Annotated in this window: 16 protein-coding genes; 6 read left to right on the top strand and 10 right to left on the bottom strand. The window is 71.1% G+C overall.

Annotated features, from left to right (window positions below):
- The 3 genes from ACN6LB_RS26630 to ACN6LB_RS26620 form a co-directional block, all read right to left on the bottom strand.
- Positions 1-429 (bottom strand): MarC family protein (locus ACN6LB_RS26630; protein ID WP_445028124.1); only part of this gene is annotated, 429 nt, incomplete at its 3' end.
- A 175-nt stretch (positions 430-604) separates the two neighbouring features.
- The gene (locus ACN6LB_RS26625) at positions 605-1,474 is read right to left on the bottom strand and encodes a PHP domain-containing protein (RefSeq protein ID WP_445028123.1); all 870 of its coding nucleotides are present in this window, start codon (positions 1,472-1,474) and stop codon (positions 605-607) included.
- Positions 1,475-1,661: 187 nt separating this feature from the next.
- Positions 1,662-2,303, bottom strand: coding sequence for a DUF6758 family protein (locus ACN6LB_RS26620; RefSeq protein ID WP_356146162.1), 642 nt, complete (start codon positions 2,301-2,303; stop codon positions 1,662-1,664).
- A gap of 173 nt (positions 2,304-2,476) precedes the next feature.
- Between ACN6LB_RS26620 and ACN6LB_RS26615 the strand changes: the two genes are divergently transcribed.
- Positions 2,477-3,730 (top strand): MFS transporter, encoded by a 1,254-nt coding sequence (locus ACN6LB_RS26615; protein WP_445028122.1) that lies wholly within the window; start codon positions 2,477-2,479, stop codon positions 3,728-3,730.
- Positions 3,731-3,743: 13 nt separating this feature from the next.
- Here the strand turns inward: ACN6LB_RS26615 and ACN6LB_RS26610 are convergent, their stop codons facing one another.
- The gene (locus ACN6LB_RS26610) at positions 3,744-4,328 is read right to left on the bottom strand and encodes a suppressor of fused domain protein (RefSeq protein WP_356146151.1); all 585 of its coding nucleotides are present in this window, start codon (positions 4,326-4,328) and stop codon (positions 3,744-3,746) included.
- Positions 4,329-4,857: 529 nt separating this feature from the next.
- On the opposite strand from ACN6LB_RS26610, the gene ACN6LB_RS26605 reads away from it, so the two are divergent.
- Together ACN6LB_RS26605 and ACN6LB_RS26600 are read left to right on the top strand one after the other, a co-directional pair.
- Complete coding sequence (locus tag ACN6LB_RS26605) at positions 4,858-5,973, top strand: magnesium and cobalt transport protein CorA (protein WP_356146148.1); 1,116 nt, start codon at positions 4,858-4,860, stop codon at positions 5,971-5,973.
- A gap of 22 nt (positions 5,974-5,995) precedes the next feature.
- Positions 5,996-6,529: a hypothetical protein gene (locus ACN6LB_RS26600; protein WP_445028121.1), complete on the top strand. Its 534-nt coding sequence runs from the start codon at positions 5,996-5,998 to the stop codon at positions 6,527-6,529.
- Between the two features lie 32 nt (positions 6,530-6,561).
- Here ACN6LB_RS26600 and ACN6LB_RS26595 read toward each other — a convergent pair whose 3' ends face one another.
- Complete coding sequence (locus ACN6LB_RS26595; RefSeq protein WP_445028120.1) at positions 6,562-7,323, bottom strand: hypothetical protein; 762 nt, start codon at positions 7,321-7,323, stop codon at positions 6,562-6,564.
- A 174-nt stretch (positions 7,324-7,497) separates the two neighbouring features.
- Here ACN6LB_RS26595 and ACN6LB_RS26590 point away from each other — a divergent pair, with 174 nt between their 5' ends.
- Genes ACN6LB_RS26590 through ACN6LB_RS26580 form a run of 3 tightly spaced genes read left to right on the top strand, consistent with a single transcriptional unit; the run spans position 7,498 to position 10,551 of the window.
- Positions 7,498-8,778, top strand: coding sequence for a magnesium transporter MgtE N-terminal domain-containing protein (locus tag ACN6LB_RS26590; protein WP_356146139.1), 1,281 nt, complete (start codon positions 7,498-7,500; stop codon positions 8,776-8,778).
- The gene (locus ACN6LB_RS26585) at positions 8,768-9,373 is read left to right on the top strand and encodes a DUF1003 domain-containing protein (protein WP_356146135.1); all 606 of its coding nucleotides are present in this window, start codon (positions 8,768-8,770) and stop codon (positions 9,371-9,373) included. The genes ACN6LB_RS26590 and ACN6LB_RS26585 overlap by 11 nt, the downstream gene beginning before the upstream one ends.
- Before the next feature lie 44 nt (positions 9,374-9,417).
- Positions 9,418-10,551 (top strand): Mrp/NBP35 family ATP-binding protein, encoded by a 1,134-nt coding sequence (locus ACN6LB_RS26580; protein WP_445028119.1) that lies wholly within the window; start codon positions 9,418-9,420, stop codon positions 10,549-10,551.
- 95 nt (positions 10,552-10,646) lie between these two features.
- Here the strand turns inward: ACN6LB_RS26580 and ACN6LB_RS26575 are convergent, their stop codons facing one another.
- The 5 genes from ACN6LB_RS26575 to sigE all read right to left on the bottom strand — a co-directional run bounded on the left by ACN6LB_RS26575 (position 10,647) and on the right by sigE (position 15,833).
- Positions 10,647-11,306, bottom strand: coding sequence for a hypothetical protein (locus ACN6LB_RS26575; protein ID WP_356148918.1), 660 nt, complete (start codon positions 11,304-11,306; stop codon positions 10,647-10,649).
- A 232-nt stretch (positions 11,307-11,538) separates the two neighbouring features.
- The gene (locus ACN6LB_RS26570; RefSeq protein WP_445028118.1) at positions 11,539-11,997 is read right to left on the bottom strand and encodes a sec-independent translocase; all 459 of its coding nucleotides are present in this window, start codon (positions 11,995-11,997) and stop codon (positions 11,539-11,541) included.
- A gap of 211 nt (positions 11,998-12,208) precedes the next feature.
- Entirely contained in the window at positions 12,209-14,044 is a 1,836-nt protein-coding gene (locus ACN6LB_RS26565; RefSeq protein WP_445028117.1) for a trypsin-like peptidase domain-containing protein, read from the bottom strand.
- A 137-nt stretch (positions 14,045-14,181) separates the two neighbouring features.
- Positions 14,182-15,135 carry an anti-sigma factor family protein gene (locus ACN6LB_RS26560; RefSeq protein ID WP_445028116.1) on the bottom strand — a complete coding sequence of 318 codons (954 nt, stop codon included), beginning with the start codon at positions 15,133-15,135 and terminating at the stop codon, positions 14,182-14,184.
- Complete coding sequence (gene sigE / locus ACN6LB_RS26555) at positions 15,132-15,833, bottom strand: RNA polymerase sigma factor SigE (RefSeq protein ID WP_356148934.1); 702 nt, start codon at positions 15,831-15,833, stop codon at positions 15,132-15,134. Before sigE ends, ACN6LB_RS26560 begins: the two co-directional genes overlap by 4 nt.
- Positions 15,834-15,930: the final 97 nt, after the last annotated feature.

Raw genomic sequence — 15,930 nt, 5'->3', positions numbered from 1 at the left:
CGATCTCTCTTCGTGATCATGGATCCCCCCGGGATCACGCCGATCTTCCTCGCGCTCACGGCGGGCCGCCCGGCCAAGGTGCAGAAGCGGCATGCCCAGCGGTACGAGGGCGACGTTGACGTCCTTGGTCTGCTTGGGCTCGTCCGTCTTGCCGGTGAGCAGGTCGAGGGCGATCAGCAGAAGCAGCAGCCCGCCGGCGATCATCAGCGCGGGTACGGAGACGTGCAGGTAGTCGAGGATCTGGTGCCCGAGCAGGCCGAACACCGCAATGACGCCGCCGGCCACGCAGACGGCCTGGAACGCCATCCGCTTCTGCACCTTGGCCGGGCGGCCCGCCGTGAGCGCGAGGAAGATCGGCGTGATCCCGGGGGGATCCATGATCACGAAGAGGGTGAGGAAGAGGGAACCGAAGACGGCGACGTCGAACATGGGGAGGCCTTGCGAGGGGTTTCGAGCACGGAACGGCACAGAGGGCCGTCACCGCGTGGACAGGCGTTCCGCGGCAGGCACGGAACGAGCGCGCACGGCGGCGGGCGCCGGGCGTCATGGACGCGAACGTCGAAGCAGGAGGGTGCCGGGGGGACGAATGGCGCCCACCCGGAAGTTACTCGGCGGAGCGGTTTCCGCCCGTGCCCGGCACGGGGAACGCGCCGGTGGCCCGTCGGGTGATCTCGCCGTAGACCTCGGGGTCGGTGGTGAACTCGCCGAGCACGCAGGTCTTGCGGCTGCCGTGGTAGTCGCTGGAGCCCGTGGCGAGCAGCCCGAGGTCGCCCGCGAGGCCGCGCAGCCGCGCCCGGGTGGCCGGCTCGTGGTCCATGTGGTCGACCTCGATGCCGTCGAGTCCGGCGGCGGCGAGTTCCGCCACGGCGGACTCGGGCACGGTCAGACCCCGCTTGGAGGCGGCGGGGTGGGCGAAGACGGTGACGCCGCCCGCGCCCTTGACCAGCCGGATCGCCTCGAAGGGGTCGGTCTCGTGCTTCGGCATGTAGGCGCGGCCGCCGTCGGCGAGCCAGTCCTCGGTGAACGCGTCGTTCACGGTCGCCACGACGCCGAGCTCGACGAGGGCGGTCGCGACGTGCGGCCGGCCGACCGAGCCGTCGCCCGCGATCCGCGCCACCTGCTCCCAGGTGACAGGCACGCCCAGTTCCTGGAGTTTCGCGACCATGCCCTTCGCGCGCGGGACCCGGTCGTCCCGGACCAGCTCGCGCTCGGCGAGCAGGGCGGGCTCCTCGGGGTCGAAGAGGTAGGCCAGCATGTGCATGCTGATGCCGTCGAGGCGGCAGGAGAGTTCGGCGCCGGTCACGAGGGTCAGCCCCTCGGGCAGCGCGGCGATCGCCTCCGCGTATCCGCGGCTCGTGTCGTGGTCGGTCAGCGCGACGACGTCGAGACCGGCCGCGCCCGCGTTGCGGACCAGTTCGGCCGGGGTGTCCGTGCCGTCGGACGCCGTGGAGTGGGTGTGCAGATCGATGCGCACGACGCGGGCTCCAGGCGGTGACGGGGCGGAGGGGACGCTCAAGGATAACGGGAAATCCGAGGCCCTCGTGTCACACCCGCAGCGCGGGTACGCCCCCTACAACACGGGTGCGCGCCTACGCCCTCCGTCACGCACGCCGCCGCACGCTGCACCGGGTGCTCCACCCCGCACCCCACCACGTGCTCCGTCAGGGCTCCAGGATGCGCGGCGACAGCGCCCCGCACGGCAGGAGGTCCACCTCGGCGCCCGCGTCCCGCAGGTCGGTCAGCACCAGTTCGTCGTACATCAGCAGTCCCGACTGCTCCGGCCACACGACCGCCCACAGCCACAGCCCGAGCGCCTCGCCCGCGAAGACCGCGCGGTCGTCGGGGGTGCCGGAGACATGCCACATCGGGGTCGGGCGTCCGGCGGCGAGGACCTTGGCCTGGGGCGGTTTCTCGACGCTCATGTACGGGCCGGGGTCGGGTCCGTCGATGCCTGCGTACCGGGCGCCGAGGCCGACGCCGAGCTCCTCGGCGATCAGGAGCAGTTCCCCTATGCCGCCGAGCGGTCCGGGCCCCGAGCAGGCCACGGCCGTGGCGCGTCCGCCGCTGCGGTCGTCACCGGCGAAGCCCGCGCCGGTGAACAGCCAGCCGACCGGCAGCGGCCACGGCATCCACACCGGTACGCGGGCACGATGGACCACCACACCGAGGGCCTCGACGCTGGGCGGGATCACGGGCTGCAGCGGATGCACCGCCCCGTGCACATCGCACTGCCAGGAGTCGGCAAAGAGTCCGGGAGCCCTGACCCGGCCACCACACTTCGGGCAACTGGGTTCGCCCCTCATAGGGCTCCACGGTCCTCCCCGTCCTTCGCCGCGTCAAGGACGATCACCCGTCCGGCGTGTGCCTGTCACCCGAGGTCACCCCACAGAACTAGATGCATCTTGCATTAATTAGTCGACCTAACTTATTATGTGCATACGGCAACGATCAGCTTCCGGCAACGCAAGGAGCGGCCATGCACACCAGCACAGGAGGTCCCGCCGACGGGGACCCGTTCGAAGCGGCCACGGGAAGCCTCCTGCGGCAGCCGAAGGCCGTCTGGGCGACCGCCGGCGCGTCCGTCGTCGCCTTCATGGGCATCGGCCTCGTCGATCCGATCCTGCCGTCCATCGCCAAGGGCCTGGACGCCACCCCCAGCCAGGTCTCGCTGCTCTTCACGTCGTACTTCCTGATCACCGCCGTCGCGATGCTGGTGACCGGCTTCGTCTCCAGCCGTATCGGCGGCAAGAAGACCCTGCTGCTCGGGCTAGCGCTCGTCGTGGTCTTCGCCGCTCTCGCGGGCACGTCCGGGTCGGTCGGCGAACTCGTCGGCTTCCGGGCCGGCTGGGGCCTCGGCAACGCGCTGTTCGTGTCCACGGCCCTCGCCGTCATCGTCGGCGCGGCGGCGGGCGGCAGCTCGGCGGCGATCCTGCTGTACGAGTCCGCCCTCGGGCTCGGCATGGCGTGCGGGCCGCTGCTGGGCGCGCTGCTCGGGGACGCCAGCTGGCGCTACCCGTTCTTCGGCACCGCGTTCCTGATGGCGGTCGGCTTCCTGTGCATCACGGTGTTCCTGAAGGAGCAGCCGAAGCCCGCGCGCAAGACCTCGCTGCTGGACCCGATCAAGGCGCTGGGCCACGGCGGACTCGCCTCGGCGGCCGTCTCGGCGTTCTTCTACAACTACACGTTCTTCACCGTGCTGGCCTTCACGCCGTTCGTGCTGAACATGAGCCCGTACAAGTCGGGCGCCGTCTTCTTCTGCTGGGGTGTGCTGCTCGCCGTCTTCTCGGTGATCGTGGCCCCGCGTCTGCAGGCACGGTTCGGCTCGCTGAAGGTGCTCGGCGGCTCCCTGGTGCTGCTCGCCGCCGACGTCCTCGTCCTCGGCTACGGCAGCCACACCACCGCCGTCGTCTGCACGATCCTGTCGGGTGCCTTCATCGGCGTGAACAACACCGTCTACACGGAACTCGCCCTCGGCGTCTCGGACGCGCCGCGGCCGGTGGCGAGCGCCGGCTACAACTTCGTGCGCTGGTTCGCCGCCGCGGCCGCGCCGTACTTCGCGCCGAAGATCGAGGAGTGGAGCGACATCCACATGCCGTTCGTCGTCGCCGCGGTCACGGCCGTGACCGGCGCGGCGGTCGTCCTCGTACGGCGGAGGGCACTGACCGACGACGCCGAGGAGCTGCGACCGCAGCACGCCACGGAGGACGGTGTCGCGGTCTTCGCCGGCTGACCCGGGATCAGAGTCAGTCCAGCGGAACGGACTTGCGCAGCGGATCGCGCAGGTCCGTGCCGTGGCTCAGCCAGCGCTCCTGGAGTGCGGCCGCGCCGTGCACCCGCTTCCAGGCGGCCTCGTTCGGCGTCATCGGGAGCAGCGGCAGGAACCGTACGGCTTCGGCGGGCTCGTCCAGCTCCAGGTCCTCCACCAGGCCACCCGACTCGGCGACGAGGACGGAGCTGAAGGGCGCGCCCGGCCACAGCGGTTCGCCGACGTCGAGCGAGGCGCCGGGGTTCACGATCAGCCCCTCGACCTGCGGGGACGCGGCGAGCACGGCGAGCGGGCGCAGGACCTTGTCGGTGTCGGCCGCGCCGGCGCGTACGGACAGGACCAGCTCGGCGCGCGGGCCCTTCACAGGGTCGGCGACGACCACCGTGGGGTCCGCCATCGGCCGGGCGGACATGCCGAGCGTGGCGTACCGGACGACGTCCCCGTCTGTGAAGCGCAGCACTTCGATGCGGTCGGTGCCGAGGAAGGTGACCGCGGCCCGCGCGTCGGGTTCGCCCAGCGCAGAGTGCAACCGGGCCTCGACCAGAGGAAGAACATCAACCATGCGGTGAGCATAGAACTCGTCAGCAACGGGCAAAGCGGCGACTTGACGCTTCGGCGCGCTGATAGTCTTGGCCGCTGGTCGGGGCAGCACGCTGAAGCGTCGCTTTCAAGCTCCGACGCCTGATACTTCCCCTCAGGGGGCTCCCCGTCGCGGGAGATTGGATCGTCCCTCACGGGGGACCGACCGGAGGAGGTGGGGCTGCAATGGACCGAAGTCGACCGTGCAGTACCACCCGCTCTTCCGGCCGCTGAGTTCCGTAGCTCTGCCAGCTGCTTCCTCTCACCATCGCGTGCATACGTGTCAGCGTTGTCCCGATGCACCCACGGAAGAGCGCTTCGTTTCCGCCTGATGTGTCTGATCTGTCTGATCTGAATCAGTAGCGAACTGATCCGAATCAGTAGCGAAGCTGCCACCGCGACGGTGCGGTGCTCCCCGCTTTGTGGACGTGCCGAACATCCGTAGTCAGGACGTCCCCATTCCGGGCAGTTCCAACCGTCGCAGGCGGCCTTCCATTGCGAAGGAGCCTGCCATGTCGATGATCCGTGACCTGCGCGCCGCGGTCCGGCCCTCCCGTCCCACGCTGCGCAAGGAGAGCGGCACCTACGACTCCACCCGTGACCCCGCGACGCCCTCCGCCGTCGTCGACTGCGCCGTCTACCGCGACGGCGCCCGTGTGGCGAGCCCCCAGCCGCTGACGCCGCAGGAGGCGATGCGTCAGGTGCGCCGCGACGGCGGCTTCGTCTGGATGGGCCTGCACGAGCCCACCGAGGCCGAATTCGCCGGTATCGCGGGCGAGTTCGGACTGCACCCGCTGGCCGTCGAGGACGCCGTCCAGGCCCATCAGCGGCCCAAGCTGGAGCGGTACGACGACTCGCTGTTCACCGTGTTCAAGACCATCCACTACGTCGAGCACGACGAGCTCACCGCCACCAGCGAGGTCGTGGAGACCGGCGAGGTCATGTGCTTCACCGGCCGGGACTTCTTCATCACCGTCCGGCACGGCGGCCAGGGCTCGCTGCGGGCGCTGCGCCACCGGCTGCAGGACGACCCCGAGCTGCTCGCCAAGGGCCCCTCGGCCGTGCTGCACGCCATCGCCGACCACGTCGTCGACGGGTACCTCGCGGTCGCGGACGCCGTGCAGGACGACATCGACGAGGTGGAGACGGAGGTGTTCTCGCCCGGGCGCAAGGGCACGCCGCGCGGCACGGACGCCGGCCGGATCTACCAACTCAAGCGCGAGGTACTGGAGTTCAAGCGCGCCGTCGCACCGCTGCTGCGCCCCATGCTGCTGCTGAGCGAGCGGCCGATGCGGCTGATCGACCCCGACATCCAGAAGTACTTCCGCGATGTCGCCGACCACGTCGCCCGCGTCCAGGAGCAGGTCCTCGGCTTCGACGAGCTGCTCAACTCGATTCTCCAGGCCAACCTCGCGCAGGCGTCCGTCACGCAGAACGAGGACATGCGCAAGATCACGTCGTGGGCGGCGATCGTCGCCGTACCGACCATGGTCTGCGGCGTCTACGGCATGAACTTCCAGTACATGCCGGAGCTGCACTGGAAGTTCGGTTACCCGCTGGTGCTCGGCTTCACCGTCGGCGTCTGTCTCACGATCCACCGCACGCTGAAGCGCAACGGCTGGCTGTGACGGGGCTGGTTAGTCTTGCCCCATGACTAGCGAGCTGCTCGACCAGGCCCTCGTCGAGGAGGCCACGAAGAAGTCCGGGCTGATCTGGGTGGCGGGCAGCGGCGCGCCCGCCCCCTCGGCCGAGGGCGTCGACCGCCCGCTGTGGCACGTGTGGCACGAGGGCGCGGTGTGCGTGGTCGGCGACGGGCCGGGCGAGCAGCCGCTGCCGGGGCTCACCGACGGCGGCAGCGCGGTCGTCACCGTACGCAGCAAGGACAAGGGCGGCCGGCTGGTCGCCTGGCCCGCGAAGGTCGTGGAGCTCGCACCGCGGTCCGCTCAGTGGGAGGCGGCGGTCGCCGAACTGAAGGGCAAGCGGCTGAACGCGCCGGACGGCGAGGCGATGCCCGAGCGCTGGGCGAGCGAGTGCCGGGTGCTGCGCCTGGAGCCGTCGGGCAACCCGGCCGAACTGCCGGACGGCTCGCTCGCCGCACCCCCGCTGCCGACCCCGGCGACGACCCGGCAGCCGATCCCGGCGGCCCTGCCCCGCCTGCTCTTCAGGAAGAAGCACAAGAAGTAGCCAGGGGCGGGCGGTCCTGAAGCCTTGGAGCACTACGACGACGGCAGCTGCTGCCCGTAGTCCACGACCTGCTGCTTCTTCGGCTCCTCCAGGGAGAAGCCCTTGCCCCAGTCGGTGAGGCTGAGCGTGCCGGCGCCGCCCGCGCGGACGAGCCGGAGCGGGTAGGGCGTGCCCTTCAGGGAGACGTCCAGGGTGCCGCCGGAGCCCTTGTCGCCGGTGATGCGGATCGTGCGGACGCCGCTCTGCTCGTGATGGCCGTCGGTGGCGAGCTTGCCGTGCAGGGTGAGCAGGCCGTCGAGGAGGACGTTCTTGTCGGTGAAGCCGCTGAAGCGCTTGTAGGCGGGGTCGTCCTGCGGGACCTTCACGTACATGCCGTCGAGCTTGTCGGCGGCCGCCGTGTCCGAGCCGCCGTCGTCGCCTTTGCCGTCCTCGTGGTTCCAGAACACGGCGTCGGCCTTCAGGAAGAGGTGCTCGCCCACGCGCAGCAGCCGGAAGGTGCCGCTCTTGGAGGTGACGGAGCCGGTGCCGCCGTCCGATTTCAGGCGCATGTCGAGTTTGTACGTGACGCCATTGGTTACCACGTTCCCCGAGAGCCGTACGGCGTCGGCGGACTGAGCGGCCTTTCGCGACTTCGCCTCGATCTGCGCCGCGGAAAGCTTGCCCACTCCGTTGGTGCCCGCGTCCGGGTCCTCACCGCTGCACCCCGTCAGCCCGGTCCCCGTCACCGCCAGTACGCCCACCGCGCTCACCAGTGCGACCCTGCGAGTACGGCGGCCAGTGGGAAGTACAGTCACGGGTGGGGCGCCTCTCGTGCGGGGGTCCTCAGCGGCGTACGGCAGCGTACCCGGGTCGCACACGGCCGACGGAGGCAGTCCGTCCGCACCGCCCACCAGGGCGTATCCGACCGGGACGGGCTAGCCTGAAGCCCACTTCAGCGGACATTGGCGTACGAAATGGAGGCGCGGCGCATGGCAGCAGGCGCCCCCCGGATCTTCGTCTCGCACCTCGCCGGTGTCCCCGTCTTCGATCCGAACGGCGACCAGGTGGGGCGCGTCCGCGACCTCGTCGCCATGCTGCGGGTCGGCCGCCGGCCGCCGCGACTGCTCGGGGTCGTCGTCGAACTCTCCACCCGGCGCCGCATCTTCCTGCCCATGACCCGGGTGACCGCCATCCAGTCCGGCCAGGTCATCACCACCGGTGTGCTCAACGTCCGGCGCTTCGAGCAGCGGCCCACCGAGCGTCTGGTCTTCGGCGAGCTCCTCGACCGGCGCGTCACGCTCGTGGAGACCGGCGAGGAGGTCACCGTCCTCGACGTGGCGATGCAGCAGCTGCCCGCCCGCCGGGACTGGGAGATCGACCGGGTGTTCGTACGGAAGGGGAAGGCCGGCGGGGCGTTCCGGCGTGCGAAGGGCGAGACGCTGACCGTCGAGTGGTCCGCCGTGACCGGGTTCTCGCTGGAGGAGCACGGGCAGGGCGCCGAGAGCCTCCTCGCCACCTTCGAGCAGCTGCGCCCGGCCGACCTCGCCAACGTCCTGCACCACCTCTCCCCCAAACGGCGCGCCGAGGTGGCCGCCGCCCTCGACGACGACCGTCTCGCGGACGTCCTGGAGGAGCTGCCCGAGGACGACCAGATCGAGATCCTCGGCAAGCTGAAGGAGGAGCGGGCCGCCGACGTCCTGGAGGCGATGGACCCGGACGACGCGGCCGACCTGCTCGCCGAGCTCCCCGAGGAGGACAAGGAGCGGCTGCTGACGCTGATGCAGCCGGACGACGCGGCCGACGTACGGCGGCTGATGGCGTACGAGGAGAAGACGGCCGGCGGTCTGATGACGACCGAGCCGATCGTGCTGCGGCCGGACGCCACCGTCGCCGACGCGCTGGCCTCCATCCGCAACCAGGACCTGTCCCCCGCGCTCGCCGCCCAGGTGTACGTGTGCCGTCCGCCGGACGAGACGCCGACCGGCAAGTACCTGGGCACGGTGCACTTCCAGCGGCTCCTTCGCGACCCGCCGTACACGCTGGTCAGCGCGCTCCTCGACGACGATCTGATGCCGCTGGCGCCGGATGCCGCGCTGCCGGTGGTGGCGGGCTTCTTCGCGACGTACGACATGGTCGCGGCGCCGGTGGTCGACGAGAGCGGCTCACTGCTCGGCGCGGTGACCGTGGACGACGTACTGGACCACATGCTGCCGGAGGACTGGCGCGAGACCGAGTTCCATCTGGACGAGGGGGCTCCCCATGGCGCCTGAGCAGGGCGGACGCGAGCCGCGCGTCGAGACCCGCGAGCGCACCGCCTCCGGGGCGACGGCGGCCACCCGGCCGCGCATCCGGCTGGACCAGCCGCTGCCGCCGCGCCGACGGCTGGTGCCCGAATGGGACCCCGAGGCCTTCGGGCGGCTGTCGGAGCGGATCGCGCGGTTCCTGGGCACCGGGCGGTTCATCGTCTGGATGACGTTCGTGATCATCCTGTGGGTGGTGTGGAACATCTTCGCGCCCCGCGACCTGCGCTTCGACAACTACCCGTTCATCTTCCTGACCCTGATGCTGTCCCTCCAGGCCTCCTACGCCGCTCCGCTGATCCTGCTCGCGCAGAACCGGCAGGACGACCGCGACCGGGTCAATCTCGAACAGGACCGCAAGCAGAACGAGCGGTCGATCGCCGACACCGAATACCTCACCCGCGAGATCGCCGCCCTGCGCATCGGCCTCGGCGAGGTCGCCACCCGTGACTGGATCCGCTCCGAACTCCAGGACCTGGTCAAGGAGCTGGACGGGCATCACCAGGACGGCCACGTCGTATTCCCGGCGGAACCACCGCGCGGACGTGACGTAGACGACCGCTGATTGGGCTTTCCGAGGCACCTGGGGGGCGCCGTACCATCGTCACTATGGCTACGGAAGACGCGGTGCGTGAAGCACTGGCGACGGTGAACGACCCCGAGATCCAGCGACCTATCACCGAGCTGGGGATGGTCAAATCGGTGGAGATCGGTGCGGACGGAGCGGTCGCGGTCACCGTCTACCTCACCGTCTCCGGCTGCCCGATGCGCGAGACCATCACGAAGAACGTGACGGAGGCGGTCTCGGCGGTGGACGGCGTCACGCGCGTCGACGTCACGCTGGACGTGATGAGCGACGAGCAGCGCCGCGAGCTGGCGTCCGCGCTGCGCGGCGGCCAGGCCGAGCGCGAGGTCCCCTTCGCCAAGCCGGGCTCGCTGACCCGCGTGTACGCGGTGGCGTCCGGCAAGGGCGGCGTGGGCAAGTCCTCGGTGACGGTGAACCTGGCGGCGGCGATGGCCGCGGACGGCCTCAAGGTGGGCGTCGTCGACGCCGACATCTACGGCCACTCCGTGCCCCGCATGCTGGGCGCCGACGGCAAGCCCACCCAGGTCGAGAACATGATCATGCCGCCGTCCGCGAACGGCGTGAAGGTCATCTCCATCGGTATGTTCACCCCGGGCAACGCCCCGGTCGTGTGGCGCGGCCCGATGCTGCACCGCGCCCTCCAGCAGTTCCTGGCGGACGTGTACTGGGGCGACCTGGACGTGTTGCTGCTGGACCTGCCGCCGGGCACCGGCGACATCGCGATCTCAGTCGCGCAGCTCGTCCCGAACGCGGAGATCCTCGTCGTCACGACGCCTCAGCAGGCGGCGGCCGAGGTCGCCGAGCGGGCCGGCTCCATCGCGGTGCAGACCCACCAGAAGATCGTCGGCGTCGTCGAGAACATGGCGGGCCTCCCGTGCCCGCACTGCGGCGAGATGGTCGACGTCTTCGGCACGGGCGGCGGCCAGTCGGTCGCCGACGGCCTCACCCGGACGACGGGCGCGAACGTCCCCGTCCTCGGCTCCATCCCGATCGACGTCCGCCTGCGCGAGGGCGGCGACGAGGGCAAGCCGGTCGTCCTGAGCGACCCCGACTCCCCCGCGGGCTCCGCACTGCGCGCCATCGCGGGCAAGCTGGGAGGGCGCCAGCGCGGCCTGTCGGGCATGTCGCTGGGCATCACGCCGCGGAACAAGTTCTAGGGCTCTCGCGGCAGGTTCCAGCGCTTCCTGTACGACGATGGGGGGCGCCGTCCGGTCCGGACGGCGCCCCCCATCGTCGTACCGCTACCGCTCGCCTACGCGTACGACCCGATGTCCTTGACCATCGCGAAGGCCAGCCCGTATGCGCTCATGCCCCGCCCGTACGCGCCCACGTGGACGCCTTCCTGGGTGGAGCCCGCGAGGACCCAGCCGAACTCGGACTCGCGGTAGTGGAAGGGGGTCGGCACTCCGTCCACGGGGAGCGACAGCGTGGACCAGTCGGAACCGGTCAGGTCGTCCGCCAGGACCCATGCCGTCTCCGTCTGCTGGTCGAGCCAGTCGTCGCGCAGGGTGTGGTCCATCTGGCCGGGCCAGGTGAAGGACAGCAGCCCCACGCCCGCCAGCCAGGCCGCGGAGGACACCGAGGTGGCCTCCAGGAGACCGGTGCCGTCCGCGCTGCGCCGCACGGGGTTGGCCGCGACGGTGACGACGACCGCGAAGCGCTCCTTGTCCTCCGCCGTCGACTCGCTGCGGACGGAGGGCTCGTCGCCGTGCCCGATCGAACCGTGCTCGACGGCGCCGTCCGCCGAGGTACCCACCTGCATCAGCCAGCGCGGTCCCGTGAAGGCCTCGTCGAGGCCGTACCACGGGAAGGGCGCCAGCAGGTAGCCGTCGACCGTGCGCCGGGCGGAGGGGACCTGTTGTCCGCCCTCCGCGGCCGGCGCCTGTGCGCCTACCCGACTTGTCGTCTCCATCTGCCGGACGCCTCCTCGTTCTCGTCGGACCGGAGCGGCCCGCCCCCCTCGGGCGTCCTGTCGGTCCGCACAACAACTGGGCAGCATAGCCACACCGCTGCGAGCAGCAGGGAAACCGGTGTGCGGGTGGGTCGCGTACACGTCGGGTTCCGGCCGCGTCCGGCCCTTGTCGCAACCCTTCTGAGGTGCGCGTACGGCGATGGCGCCGACGGCTCAGACGGCGTGGCTCATGTCACGTCGCGTCCGCGTCGAAGGGCGGGCGGTCGTCCGGCTCGGGCTTCTCGGGCTTCTTCGTCATGTCGACGGCGCCGCCGGAGGAGGACGAGGGCGAAGAGGAGGACGGCAGCGACGGCGTGGAGGACTCCGACTCGCGGCCGTGGACCGCGTCCGCGACCTCGGCCATCTCCTTCTTCAGGTCGAAGCCGTTGCGGATCTCCTTGAGACCCAGGTCGTCGTTGTCCAGCTGCTTGCGCAGGAACGTCTTGGGGTTCAGGTCCTCGAAGTCGAAGTCCTTGAACTCGGGGCCCAGCTCATCGCGGATGTCGGCCTTCGCGCTCTCCGAGAACTCGCGGATCTTGCGGATGGTGCGCGTGACGTCCTGGATCATCTTCGGAAGCTTGTCGGGACCGAAGACGAGCACAGCGAGGACGACGAGCGTCACCAGCTCGAGCGGTCCTATGTCATTGAACACCTGAAGCTCCTTGCGATGTCCTCGGTCCTCGGCCCTCGGGTGGTCCTGGTCTTCCGTGGTCCGGGCCGGGTCCACGGTACCCGGCCATCCCGTCCGTCCGGAACTGTCCAGAGGCTTCCGGGTGCGTGTACACGGCCGGTTTTCCGCGATGTTTGCCGTTCAGGGCCGGATTCGGGCGTCCGGCTGTGAAGTTCATGTCAGTCGCTGCGGGTCAGCTGCCGCCGGCGGAACCGAGGACGAGGGTGACCTTCTTCTCCGCGCCGTCCCTCTTGAGGGTCAGTTCCAGGTGGTCGCCGGGGCGGTGGGCGCGGGTCTTGACGATGAGTTCCTCGCCGGAGTGGACACGCTGGCCGTCGACCTCGGTGATGACGTCGCCCGACTGGATGCCCGCCTTGTCGCCGGGGCCGCCCGAGGTGACCGGGGAGCCTCCGTCGTTGCCCTTGACGCCTACGCGGGCGCCGTCGCCCGTATAGTCCATGTCGAGCGTCACCCCGATCACCGGGTGGGTGGCCTTGCCGGTGTTGATCAGCTCCTCGGCGACGCGCTTGGCCTGGTTCACCGGGATGGCGAAGCCGAGCCCGATGGAACCGGCCTGGCCGCCGTCCGTGCCGGAGCCGCTGTCGGCGGAGCGGATGGCGCTGTTGATGCCGATGACCCGGGCTTTGGAGTCGAGCAGCGGTCCGCCGGAGTTGCCGGGGTTGATCGGGGCGTCGGTCTGCAGGGCGTCGACGTACGACACGTCGCTGCCGCTCGCGCCCTCGCCGCCCGCGGTGATGGGCCGCTCCTTGGCGCTGATGATGCCGGAGGTGACGGTGTTGGCGAGGTCGAAGGGCGCGCCGATCGCGACGACGGGGTCGCCGACCCGGACGTTGTCGGAGTTGCCGAGCGGCAGCGGCTTGAGTCCGCTGACGCCGGTGACCCTGACGACGGCGAGGTCGTACCCGCTGTCGCGCCCGACGACGGTGGCCTTGGCGGTCTCGCCGCCGCTGAAGGACACGGATATCTGGCCGCCGGTGCCGGCCGGTTCGACCACGTGGTTGTTGGTGAGGATGTGGCCCTGGGTGTCGAGCACGAACCCGGTGCCGGTGCCCTCGGCGTCCGTCCCGCGCACATGCAGGGTGACGACGCTGGGCAGCGCGCGGGCCGCGATGCCCGCCACGCTGTCCGGAGCCCGTCCCTGGGCCTCGGCATCGGCCTGCGGCAGCTCCACGTCACCGAGCCCGCCGTTGCGCTCCAGATAGGCGCCCACGCCGCCGCCGACGCCTCCGGAGACGAGCGCGAGGACCAGCGCCCCGAGGACCAGCGCCTTCTTCGTCCGCTTACGCCGTTGCGTCGTGCTCTCGACAGCCGCCCCGGTCTGCTGGAGCGGGCCGGGCGCCGCCCATGGGTCGTAGTTCTGCCAGGGGGCCCCCGCGGCCGGGGGTGCAGGGGATGCCAGGGGCGCCGGTATCGGTGCCGCGGGGGGGTGCGGCAGGGGCACCGGTCCCGGGGTCGCGAGCGGTTGCGGCAGGGGCGCGGCCTGGGCCGGGGGCTCCTGCGGGACGGGGGTGCCCTGCGCGGGGGTGCCCGTCGCCGGGTGCTGGACCGGCGGGGCCGGCGCCCACGGGCCGGGCTCGCCGTACGGCGGGGTGCCGTACGGGTCGGGGGCGTGCAGCGGCTTGGGCCGGTCCGGGCTCGCGTCGGCTTCCGCCCAGCCGGGCGGCACCGCGTCGGAAACCGCCACGGAAGCCGAATCCGAAGCCGACTCCGAAGCTGGAGACGGAGCTGGAGCTGAAGACGGAGCTGGGGCCGGCACTGCGGCCGCAACCGGAGCATCCAGCTCGAAGTCGCCGCTGAAGTCACCGCCGCCGAGGTCGCCGTCGGCTCCCACGCCGGACGGAACGCCGCTCGCCGCCGGGGCCGGGCTCGGCGCGGGGCCGTCCAGTTCGTAATCGCCCCCGGAGTCGCCCTCGCCGGTGCCGTCGGCCACCGCGGTGGTGTCGGTCCCCGCGCCGTGCGGCCGCGGCCGGCTCCACCACTTCGCCTTCGTGGGCTTCCCCTCGTTCATGTTCTCCCCACACCTGGCCCGCGACACAACTCGCCGACGGTCACCGCAGATTGTCGACTCCGCGCCCGGGATCCCTCCGGCGGACGCGGCCCACCCTGGATTCAACCAGGTTCACGGGCCGTCGCGCAGTGCTGGGGTCAGCGGACGGTACGGGAGGAGGGGGACGGGGAGGAAGAGGGGGACGAGGTGGGCGCCGGGGCGGCGAGCAGGCCCGGAGTGGTGACGTCGGGTGCCGTCGACCAGGCGGTCAGCTCGGCCGGTTCGGGGGCCGTGAGCTGGCGTATGAGCGGGGTCATGGCGGCGGCTCCGGCCACCACGGGTGTGGTCAGCGCGGCGGCCCGCACCTGGTCTGCCGGAGCGGGGACTCCGGGCAGCAGCGGCGCGGACACCTCGGTCGGCGCCACCCTGGCCTCGCCGAGCCCGCGCTGACCCTGGGCGAGCAGCGGCCCCACGGAACGGCGGCGCTGCGAGTCGGGCGTCGCGGCTCCGGTGCCCGGGGTGCGCGCCGGTGTCACATTGCTTCCGGCGCCCGAGCCGCTGCGCGCGTCCGCGGTGTCCGTCGGAACCCCGGCCGACACCCCGCCGAGCGCGACGGCGGCCAGCGACACCGCACCGGCGGCGGCGAAGGCGAACCGCAGCCCGCGCGAGGCCGACCGCTCGGTTTCGTGGCGGTTGACCTCATGGATGCGGAAACCGCGCTGCGCGGCGGGCGGCAGCACGCCCGTGTGCGGCGCCGACGGCACGTAACCGAAGGGTTCGCCTCTTACCCCGAAGATTCCGGTGGTGCCGGAGCCGGAGGGGAGTCTTCCGCCGAAGCCTCCCCCGCCCAGCGCGGAGTCGTCGCCCGGGTCACCACCTCCGGGGAGCCCCTGGAGACGGGCCAGGAAGCTCTCGGAGGGCGGTGGCGGGGCCATTTCCGCGAAGACGCTCTTCAGTCGTCGCTGCGCGTCCGCCTCTGCCTTGCATTTGGCGCAGGTGGCGAGGTGTGCCAGGACGCGGTCGCGCGACTCATGACCGAGCTCTCCGTCCACCAGGGCGGAGAGTCGGTCTCCCAGGTGCTGTTCTGCCGGCGTAGGACGTGATCCACTCACGCGGTCGCGCCCCCTCCTCCCAGCGCGGGAATTCCCGGGACAGCGAACGTGCGGCGCTCGGCGCGGGCCTCGGGGGACCGGTGCGCGAGGGCCTTGCGCAGCTGGGAACGACCGCGGTGGATCCGGCTGCGAACCGTGCCGAGCTTGACGCCCAGGGTCGCGGCGATCTCCTCGTAGGACAGCCCCTCGATGTCGCAGAGGACGACCGCGGCGCGGAACTCGGGCGCGAGGGTGTCCAGCGCCTGCTGGACGTCCGCGTCGAAGTGCGCGTCGTTGAAGACCTGCTGCGGGGAGGGCTCGCGGCTGGGCAGGCGCTCGGCGGCGTCGTCGCCCAGGGCGTCGAAGCGGATGCGCTGCTTGCGGCGGACCATGTCGAGGAAGAGGTTGGTGGTGATGCGGTGCAGCCAGCCCTCGAAGGTGCCCGGCGTGTACGTGGACAGCGAGCGGAAGACCCGGACGAAGACTTCCTGGGTCAGGTCCTCGGCGTCGTGCTGGTTGCCCGTCAGGCGGTAGGCGAGCCGGTAGACCCGGCCGCTGTGCGTGCTGACGATCTCCTCCCAGGTGGGCGGAGTCCACGCCTGCGACTCCGCGTCGGTGGTGAACGTCGCGGTCTGCGTCTCGGCAGCAGCATGGAACTTGTCAGCAGTGTTGATCACGGATTTCGGCTCACCCGCCGATCTGAGAAAGCGCCGCAGCACTCCTCCCCGATCCACAGGCGCAGCCGCACCTCCCCTGTCGGCTCTGGTGGTGTCCAGTGGAGCCCCTACCATAGCCACCTCGCCCGTTAGCTCCGGA

This window comes from Streptomyces sp. SAS_270 (assembly GCF_052543295.1).
The sequence above is the reverse complement of the archived record's forward strand: the minus strand, read 5'-3'. Positions and strand labels throughout refer to the sequence as shown.